Origin of the sequence: Streptomyces sp. NPDC006711, assembly GCF_042869775.1 — a bacterium.
GTDB lineage: Bacteria > Actinomycetota > Actinomycetes > Streptomycetales > Streptomycetaceae > Streptomyces.
This window is the reverse complement of sequence record NZ_JBIAGO010000027.1, coordinates 62,259-70,680: the sequence shown is the minus strand read 5'-3', so window position 1 is coordinate 70,680 and position 8,422 is coordinate 62,259. Positions and strand designations below refer to the sequence as shown.

The 8,422-nt window shown below is 73.9% G+C and carries 6 protein-coding genes; 3 read left to right on the top strand and 3 right to left on the bottom strand.

Features of this window, described 5'->3' with window-relative positions; all coding sequences use genetic code 11:
- Positions 1–292: 292 nt before the first annotated feature.
- Positions 293–1,153 carry a hypothetical protein gene (locus ACFYM2_RS32750; RefSeq protein ID WP_388841212.1) on the bottom strand — a complete coding sequence of 287 codons (861 nt, stop codon included), beginning with the start codon at positions 1,151–1,153 and terminating at the stop codon, positions 293–295.
- Between the two features lie 165 nt (positions 1,154–1,318).
- Between ACFYM2_RS32750 and ACFYM2_RS32745 the strand changes: the two genes are divergently transcribed.
- A complete protein-coding gene (locus tag ACFYM2_RS32745; RefSeq protein ID WP_359008438.1) occupies positions 1,319–2,629 on the top strand; it encodes a histidine kinase in 1,311 nt (436 codons plus the stop codon).
- Positions 2,630–2,763: 134 nt separating this feature from the next.
- Here the strand turns inward: ACFYM2_RS32745 and ACFYM2_RS32740 are convergent, their stop codons facing one another.
- Together ACFYM2_RS32740 and ACFYM2_RS32735 are read right to left on the bottom strand one after the other, a co-directional pair.
- On the bottom strand, positions 2,764–3,252 hold the full coding sequence (locus tag ACFYM2_RS32740; RefSeq protein ID WP_350230810.1) for an SUKH-3 domain-containing protein: 489 nt from the start codon (positions 3,250–3,252) through the stop codon (positions 2,764–2,766).
- Between the two features lie 71 nt (positions 3,253–3,323).
- Positions 3,324–3,941, bottom strand: coding sequence for a YwqJ-related putative deaminase (locus ACFYM2_RS32735; RefSeq protein WP_388841221.1), 618 nt, complete (start codon positions 3,939–3,941; stop codon positions 3,324–3,326).
- Positions 3,942–4,424: 483 nt separating this feature from the next.
- Between ACFYM2_RS32735 and ACFYM2_RS32730 the strand changes: the two genes are divergently transcribed.
- The gene (locus tag ACFYM2_RS32730; RefSeq protein ID WP_359009044.1) at positions 4,425–5,411 is read left to right on the top strand and encodes an SMI1/KNR4 family protein; all 987 of its coding nucleotides are present in this window, start codon (positions 4,425–4,427) and stop codon (positions 5,409–5,411) included.
- Positions 5,412–5,419: 8 nt separating this feature from the next.
- A complete protein-coding gene (locus ACFYM2_RS32725; RefSeq protein WP_388841208.1) occupies positions 5,420–8,347 on the top strand; it encodes an SUKH-4 family immunity protein in 2,928 nt (975 codons plus the stop codon).
- The last annotated feature ends 75 nt before the right edge of the window (positions 8,348–8,422 follow it).

Genomic DNA, 8,422 nt, shown 5'->3' with positions numbered 1-8,422 from the left:
GGGGGGGGGGGGGGGGGGGGGGGGGGGGGGGGGGGGGGGGGGGGGGGGGGGGGGTTTGGGGGGGGGGGGGGGGGGGGGGGGGGGGGGGGGCGGCGGGGGGGGGGGGGGGGGGGGGGGGGGGGGGGTGGGGGGGGGGGGGGGGGGGGCCACCGCGGCGGGTCCTGACCAGTGCGGTCAGGACCCGTGTCTGGGCTCCCCCATCAGGATTTGAACCTGAACAGACGGTACCAAAAACCGTAGTGCTGCCTGATTACACCATGGGGGATGAAACCCGACTAAACCGGACATTGGGTCAGGTCGCCGGATCGGCACCCAACACTATGCCGTACCAAGTGCCCTCCATGCGACGGTAGAGGTCAGCGCTTTTGGTTACGTAGACCACCAGGCAGCCTCTGTAGCCCTCAGCCACGTTCTTTCGCGTAGTGCGCGGATTGTGCTTCTTGAGTGTGGCCCGCTGGAAAGTGGCCGGGTCGACTCCGGCCAGATCGGCCCAGAACTGCTCGGCCCCGGCGACATCCGCCGACTCGTGGATGCTGACCCGGAAGTGCATCCGCTCCCGCGGGACGCCCAGGAGCTCCAGCCAGCGCAGGTACACCCTGATCATGTCGGGGTCGCTGTTGATGAAGTGCAGGCGCTCGCTGCGGCGGTAGGTCTTGTCCTTGGCCCCCTCGGCCCAGTACAGGCCGACGCCGACGAGAAGGAGCTCCCTGTCCGAGAGCCTTCCGACCTGGTCGCTCGCGGCGGCCTTTGTCGCGCGCCGCTCGTCGTCCTGGCCGGCGCGGAGCCGGGCAAGGCCCTCGTTCATGAGGGCGCGCCGCTCGGCTTCCGTATAGCGGGGCCCCGGTTTGGGAAGGTCGCGCACCCAGAGCGATATCGAACTCTTCGAGCAGCCCAGCTCGACCTGGATCTGGTCGTATGTCATGCCCTGCGCGCGGAGCTCTCTGGCCCGGTCGCGCAGGTCGTCCTTGGCGTTCGGGCGCTTGGTCCACTCCGGCGGAGGTTCGCCTTTCACCAGGCGGTGGAGGAGGTCGTTGTTGTCGACGTGGAGCCGGTCGCGGATCTGGCGCAGGCTGAGTCCTTCGCGGCGCAGGGCGATCGCCCGGCGGCGCAGGCCTTCGAAGTCGGCGTATTTGCCGGGTGTGGTCGATGTCATACGGACACGCTCGTCCGGAACGCGGACGTCCGGTCGAAGAATCGGTCGATTCGCTACATCGTGGGATGGAGGCGGATTCCTGGCGTGTTCGAGGTGATTTCGTGCTGTCCGGGGTGAGCGAAAGCGGCAGGAAAACCGTTCGCGGGCGCCCGTAGGCTGGGAGCCATGACCGTAACGGGGGCGTACCAGGAAGCCACGGGGTTGACCTCCCGTGGCTGGTGGTGGTGGGAGCGCAGGCGCAGCGCGGTGCTGGACGTCTCGCTCGGGGTCTTCTCCGGGCTGGAGTGCGCGTTGGAGGGGGTGGGGTTCGCGGGGGACGCGGGGCTGCCGGTGCCGGCGGGGGTGGTGCTCGGTCTGGTGGCGGGGGCGTCGCTGACGCTGCGTCGGCGGTGGCCGATCGCGGTGGTGCTGGTGTCGATCGCGGTGACCCCGGCGAGCATGGGTTTTCTGCTGAGCGTGGTGGGTCTGTACACGCTGGCCGCGTCGGAGGTGCCGCGCCGGATCACGGCGGCGCTGGCGGGGATGTCGGTGGTGGGGACGTTCATCGTGACGTTCGTGCGGATGCATCACAGCGTGGCGGGGGGCGATTACGACCCGGGGCTCTGGTACGTGCCGGTGATGTCGGTGGTGATGTCGCTCGGGATATCGGGTCCGCCGTTGTTGTACGGGCTCTATATAGGGGCGCGGCGGCGGTTGATGGAGTCGCTGCGGGAGCGGGCGGATTCGCTGGAGCGGGAGTTGTCGCTGCTTGCGGACCGGGCGGAGGAGCGGGCGGAGTGGGCGCGTACGGAGGAGCGGACGCGGATCGCCCGGGAGATGCATGACGTGGTGGCGCACCGGGTGTCGTTGATGGTGGTGCACGCGGCGGCGTTGCAGGCGGTGGCGCGCAAGGATCCGGAGAAGGCGGTGAAGAACGCGGCGCTGGTGGGGGACATGGGGCGTCAGGCGTTGACGGAGTTGCGTCAGATGCTGGGGGTGCTGCGGGCGGTGGATGAGCCGAGGGCGGCGGCGCGGGTGGAGTCGGTGCCGTTGGCGGCGGTGGGGGCGGCGGCGGCCGCGGCGGCCGCCGCGGCGGAGGAGGGGCCGTGTCTGGCGGACATCGAGGCGTTGGTGGAGCAGTCCCGGGAGGCCGGGATGGTGGTGGAGCTGATGGTGCAGGGGGAGGCGCGGGGGTGTGACGCGCTGGTGGAGCAGACGGCGTACCGGGTGGTGCAGGAGGCGTTGACCAATGTGCACAAGCACGCGGCGGGCGCGAAGGTGAGGGTGAGGCTCGGGTACCGGGTGGACGAGGTGGCGATGCAGGTGGAGAACGGGCCGGGGGACGGGGTCACGGCGGATGCGGGGTTGCCGAGTGGGGGGAATGGGCTGGTGGGGATGCGGGAGCGGGTCTTGGGGTTGGGTGGGGTGTTTGTGTCGGGCGTGACGGATGAGGGTGGCTTCCGCGTCTCAGCCATCCTCCCGACCGCGCCCCGTTAACCCCGGGGCGTGCGCCGCCCCCGACCCTGCGAGGGGGCGGGCGGGCTGAGGATGTGCGTGCGGGCCAGCACCGATCCCGTCAGGGGCGCGGGGAACTGCGCGACACCCCAGCACCGGCCGGCCGGGGGACCGGGTCACGCCGGGGTGAGGCGGGTGGGCTGGGTGCCGGTGAGGAGGGTGTTGAGGGCCGCGTCGATATCGGCCCCCACATACCAGTCCCCGGTGTGATCGAGCGCGTACACCCGCCCCACCGCATCGATCGCGAGCACGGCCTGCTGATCCCCCTCCTCCCCCAGCGGCGCGATATCCGTGTCCAGCGCCCGCCCCAGGTCCGCCAGCGTGCGGGCGAGGTGGAGTCCCGCCAGGGGGTCGAAGCGCAGGGCGGCGGGCGCGTTGCGGCGGCCGGGACCCGGCGCGGTGAGGCGCAGCCCCCCGAACTCCGCCCACGCCTCCACGGCGGCCGGAAAGACGGTGTGACGGTGTCCGGCGGGCGAGGTGTGACCGCGCAGGACGTCGGCCCACGCCTCGGCCTGGCGGATGTCCCAGCGGCCGGGCTGCCAGCCGGCGGTGCGCAGGGCGGCGTCGACGGGGACGGGGAAGCGGGTGGTGGAGATGTCCGGCATCGGCCGCGGCCTTTCCGTGCGGTGGGCGGGAGGGAGTGTGGGGTATTGCGGTGCGGGCTGTGCGGTGTTGTTTACGGCTCCACGCTGCGCACGCCGAAATGGGCGAGCAGCGCGGTGCAGGAGCGGCAGGGCGGGGCGTAACTGCCGTGCAGCGGGTCGCCGTCCTCGCGTATGCGGCGGGCGGTGAGTTTGGCGTGCTTGAGCGCGCGGCGGGCCTCGCCGTGGGTGAGGGGTTTGCGCTGGGCGCGTTTGGAGCGTCCCGACTCGACGGCGGTCAGGTGCCGGGAGAGCAGGATGGCTTCGGGGCAGCGGCCGGTGAAGCGTTCGCGCTGGGCGCTGGTGAGGGTGTCGAGGTAGTCCTGGACGAGGGTGTGCAGGACCGGCGGCTGTTCGCCCTTGCCGGCGGTGCAGGTGAGGGTTTCGCCGCGGACGGACAGCGCGGCTGCGATGGCGGGGAGGATGCCGTCGCGGCGGTGTCTGAGTAAGGGCGCGGCGGTGGTGGCCGTGGCGCTCCAGGTGAGACGCGGGTCGCCAAGCGCGAGGTGCGCGTCGCCCGGCGTGAGGTGTGCGTCGCCTGGCGTGAGACGTGCATCGCCTGGTGTGACGCGTGCATCGCCTGGCGTGAGGCGTGCGTCGCCTGGCGTGAGGCGTGCGTCGCCTGGCGTGAGACGCGGGTGTCCCGGCGTCAGGTGTGCGTCGCCCGGCGTCAGGCGCGCGTCGCCCGCTGCGAGACGTGCGTCGCCGGGCGTGAGACGCGGGTCGCCCGCGAGACGTGCGTCGCCCGGTGCGTGGCGTGTGTCGCCGGGCGTAAGGCGTGCGTCGCCCGGTGCGTGGTGCGGTCCGCCCGGTGCCGGGTGTGGTCCGCCCGGCCCCCCGCTCATGGCCGGTGTCGTGGATGTTTCGCCTGGTGCGGTGTGCATGGTGCTGGTGTTCCTCCCACTGGCGACGGCTTCAGCCGCACGTGTCAGCGCCCCCGAGTCTGCGGGGACAGCCTGCCAAATGTGAGTGCTGGTACGGAAGCTGGGGCGCGATAAGCCACGTATGACGGGCGCAGGGTGATATGGGCGTGACGGTTGGTGACCGGATCGCGGGGCCGGTGGCCGCTCTTGCCGTACCGCATACTCTGGTCCCCACCAGCCAGACGCAGGAGCACGCAGCAGGGGGCAACCGCCATGACGACAGGTCGGCTCGGGCAGCACGCCGCGCCACCGAACGCGGCCTACGCCGGGCAGGTCGTGCACTTCCCGGACCCGGTACGGGCCGCCCGGCATCCCCGGGGGGTGCGGATGGACGAGAACGGTTTCCCGGTGTTCTCCCCGTACGCCAGGGTGGCGGTGGAGATCGCCGAGCCGCCCGAGGGGTTCGGGGTGGACGAGCTCCGGCTGACCGACTACGTGTCGGCGAACGCGGCGCTCGCCGCGGCGGGCCACGAGCTGTGGGACACGGTGCCGGCGGTGGCGACCCCGCACGGCTGGACGTGGCACCACGTGGCGGGCGGCCGCCGTCTCGAACTGGTTCCGGTCGAAGTGAAGGCGCTGTTGCGGCACTACGGCGGTCTGGCGACGGCGCGGGTCGAGCACGACAAGCGCGGTACGCGTCCGTTGCAGGAGACGCGGCCGGCGCACTTCGGTCTGCCGAAGGGTTCGGTGGCGGTGTCGGAGTCCCAACTCCTCGGCGTCGAGGAGGACTTGGGGTACCGGCTGCCGGGTGCCTACCGGTCGTTCCTGAAGGCGGCTGGCGGCTGTGCCCCGGTGGGCGCGGCGCTCGACGCGGAGCTGGGCCTCCTGGTGGACCAGCCGTTCTTCACGGTCCGTGAGGAGGCGGCGGTCAATGACCTGGTGTACGTCAACAAGTGTCTGCGGGACCACCTGACCAAGGACTATCTGGGCGTGGCGTTCGCGCAGGGCGGGATCCTGGCGGTGAAGGTGCGCGGTTCCGGGGTCGGTTCGGTGTGGTTCTGCCCGTACGACGACGCGCGTGACCAGGACGGCCTGAGCGTGCACGAGCGGGTGGAGCGGCTGCTGCTGCCCTGCGGTGACGATTTCGACGCGTTCCTCGCCCGGCTCGCGGGCAATCCCCCGGAGCTGGAGACCGTGGCGAACCTGATGGTGGACGGCGGCTTCGTGCGCGTCGTCGAGACGACCTCGGTAGGGGAGTGAGCCGGCCGATGGTGACTTTCGCTCAGGCGCAGGAGCGCGCGGAAGAGTGGATCAATGGCGATGTGCCCGCGTATCAGCACCGTGAGGTGCGGGTGCGGGAGTTCGAGCTGGGTTTCGTGGTGTGGGCCGAGGACCGCGAGAACGGTCCCGCGGTCGACGGTGGCGCGCAGCGTCTGGTGATCGCGCGGGACAGCGGCGACGCGTCGTTGTGGCCCGCGTTGCCGGTGGGTGAGGTGATCCGACGGTACGAGGAGGAGTACGGGGTGCCCGAGGCCGCGCCGGCCGCGTCGCCCGAGCCGCCGGCCCGGATCGACCTGAACCAGACGTCGTTCCTGCTGAGTCCGCCCGAGTGGTTGCAGGACGCGGCGGACCGGATGGGGATTCCCGACCGGCGGGGTGAGAGTGCGAGTGCGCGTGCCTCCGGCGTTGACGGTGGCGTCGGGGCTGGTGCTGGTGCTGGTGCTGGCGGCGGCGGTGGTGGTGGTTCGCGTACGGGGTCACCGGCTTCCGCCGAACCCGTGGGGGCCGCCGGATCCGTGAGCCCCGCCGAGCCCGTGGCGCCGGCGTGGCCGGCCGCCGGGGGTGCCGGGCGGGACCAGGACGCGGACGGGGGTACGCCCTGGGCGGGCACGGACACCAACGCGGGGTCGGACGACGGCTCGGTGCCGCTGCCCGCGACGGTGTTCGCGCCCGCGCTTTCGGGTTCGGACGACGAGGAGACGCCGCCGAAGGTGATGCCCGAGGCGAAGACGGCGCTGATGCCGGGGGGCAGCCGGCTTCCCCCGACGGCGCTCGCGCCCGCGTACGACCCGCAGGGCGCGTCGGCGCCGGAGGCGCGGGTGCCGGGTGCGCCGGGTGCGCCGGTGCCGGACGCGGGCATGCCGGGTGCGCAGGCGCCGGGTGCGCCGACGCCGGGTGGGTCCGGGCCGGACGTGTGGGCGGCGGGTGCGTCGGCGCCTGGCGGTCGCACGCCCGGGGGGCCAGTCTCCCACGGCGCGCCTGACGCCGCGTCAGGTCACGCGTCCTCGGGCGCGGAGGACATCGCGGACGCCGCGACCAGTAAGGCATCCGGTCCGCCGCCGGGTGCGCGGGCCGCGCGGGGGACGGGTTCGGTGACACCGCCGCCGCCGGGCGCGCCGGGGACCCCGGGCGCCCGTCCAGGCGTGCCGACGGCCGGTCCGGTGCCGGGCTCCACTCCGCCGCCGGGTGCGGTGCCCGCGGGGGCGACGCCGCCTCCGGGTGCGTCCTCCGGTGGCTACCTGCCCACGCAGCTGGTGTCGCAGCTCGGTCCCGACGGGCCCCAGCCGCCCGGCGCGCCGACGCCACCGCCCGCGCGGGGCGATGTGCATCAGGCCGCGACGATGTTCGCCGACCCGAGCCAGGGCGGCCAGGTCCGCCTGGGCCCGCCGGTGCCGCCGGGCCCGCCCGGTGCTCCCGGCGCCCCGGGGACGCCTATGCCTCCGCGTGCCCCTGGTGCGCCCATGCCGCCCGGCGCCCCGGGTGTTCCGCAGGCCCAGGGTGCGCCGGCGCCGCCCGGTCCTCCTGGCGCTCCCGGTGCGCCCATGCCGCCCGGTACGCCCGGGGTGCCGCCCGGCGCCGTGCATCAGGCCGCGACGATGTTCGCCGACCCGAGCCAGGGCGGTCAGGTCCGCCCGGGCCCGCCAGTGCCGCCGGGCCCGCCCGGTGCGCCCGGTGCGCCCGGCGCTCCGATGCCGCCCGGTCCGCCCGGCGCCCCCGGCGGGCCCGCCGGCCCCGGTGCGCCGCCCGCTGGTCCCGGTACGGCCCCCGGTGGGGTGCACCACGCGGCGACGATGCTGGCGGGGCCCGCGCAGATGGGTCCCGGTGGCGCCGTGCCGCAGCCGCCCGGGCCGCCCGGCATGCCGCCGGGTGGCGCCGTGCCGCAGCCCCCGCCCGCGTACGGCTATCCCCAGCAGCCTCCGGCAGGGCTGCCGACGGTGGGCCCCGGCTACCAGGCGGTGCTGCGCTACCGCGCGCCCGACGGGTCCGAGCAGCAGCTCATCCGGCGTTCGGCGCCGGGCATTCCGCATCCGGAGTGGCAGATCTTCCATGAGCTGCGGGCGATGAACGTGCCCGCCGACCACGTGCTGGAGCTGCACACGGAGCTGGAGTCGTGCGAGCTGCCGGGCGGCTACTGCGCGCGGATGATCCGTGAGCAGTGGCCGCAGGTACGGATCACGCATGTCGCCCCGTACGGAAAGGACCACGGCTCGCGCCGTCAGGGTGTGCGGCATCTGCTCACGCACCAGGGCGAGTTGGCGCAGGTCGCGGACGGCCCGGCGAGGCCGCAGCCGGTGCGGGCGCCGATCCCGGCAGTGCAGCCGGTGCCGCCGCTGCCGCCGGAGGGCGTGGCGCACGAGCTGGCCGGCGCGTTCGGGCCGCAGGGCGTGTTCCGCTTCGACCAGCGCGCGGTCTCGCGCCAGGGCGTGCCGGAGGTCGTGGCGGTCACGCTCGTGTGGGCGGGGCTTCCGGTGGACTTCGGGCCGTTCTTCTGGGCGCAGGCCGCGCCCGGACAGCCGGTGCCCACGCTGGCGGAACTCGCGCAGCAGCGCGGGGTGCAGCCGGCCGCCGACGCGGGCTCGTACCTCGTGATGGGCTCCGACTTCGGGCGGGCGATCTGTGTCCAGTACGGGACCGCGAACATCGTGGCCGTGCCGGTGGAGGCGGGGCCTTCGGCGGGTGGGCACGCCCAGTCGGTGCCGCCGCAGTTCGTGAACTCGGGGCTGCCGGAGTTCGTACGCTCCCTCGCGCTGCTCGGCCGGATGTGGCGGCTGCGGTTCGGGCTCAACCCGGAGCAGGCGGGCCGCTGGACGGTCGACTTCCAGGCGCAGCTGGCGGCGCTCGACCCGGCGGCGCTCGCGTCGCCGGAGAGCTGGTGGTCGGTGCTGCTTGAGCAGATGTGGGACGGGCTGCTCTAGGCGCGGTCCTCGTCGTGCCGTGGCGCTCACCGTGCGGGTCGCGGTGGGCGCCTCGGCGGTTCTGCCTCCGAAGCC

Bases quoted from the DNA above. Each gene is read 5' to 3' on its own strand.
- ACFYM2_RS32750 (WP_388841212.1), bottom strand. From the start codon at position 1,153: ATGACATCGACCACACCCGGCAAATACGCCGACTTCGAAGGCCTGCGC.
- ACFYM2_RS32745 (WP_359008438.1), top strand. From the start codon at position 1,319: ATGACCGTAACGGGGGCGTACCAGGAAGCCACGGGGTTGACCTCCCGT.
- ACFYM2_RS32740 (WP_350230810.1), bottom strand. From the start codon at position 3,252: ATGCCGGACATCTCCACCACCCGCTTCCCCGTCCCCGTCGACGCCGCC.
- ACFYM2_RS32730 (WP_359009044.1), top strand. From the start codon at position 4,425: ATGACGACAGGTCGGCTCGGGCAGCACGCCGCGCCACCGAACGCGGCC.
- ACFYM2_RS32725 (WP_388841208.1), top strand. From the start codon at position 5,420: ATGGTGACTTTCGCTCAGGCGCAGGAGCGCGCGGAAGAGTGGATCAAT.